This window comes from Streptococcus sp. HMSC066F10 (assembly GCF_001813805.1).
Classification (GTDB): Bacteria; Bacillota; Bacilli; order Lactobacillales; family Streptococcaceae; genus Streptococcus; species Streptococcus vaginalis.
Genome location: NZ_KV813970.1, coordinates 1 through 212, shown reverse-complemented (window position 1 = coordinate 212; position 212 = coordinate 1). Strand labels below are relative to the sequence as shown.

At 34.4% G+C, this 212-nt stretch carries 1 protein-coding gene; it reads right to left on the bottom strand.

The annotated features are described in order from the left end of the window. Nucleotides 1-212 (bottom strand): transposase (locus HMPREF2933_RS04410; RefSeq protein ID WP_148131519.1); only part of this gene is annotated, 212 nt, incomplete at both ends.

Here is a 212-nt window from a genome sequence, read left to right as displayed (position 1 = left end):
TAAGATCTAGAAAGGACAAATTTCGTCCTTTCTTTTTTGATATTTAGGGCGATAAAAATTCGTTTTTTGAAGTTTTCAAAGTTCCGAAAACCAAATGCATTGCGCTTGATAAGTTTGATGAGATTATTAGTTGCTTCCAATTTTGTGTTGGAGTAGGGTAGTTGAAGGGCGTTGACAATCTTCTCTTTATCCTTGAGGAAGGTTTTAAAGAC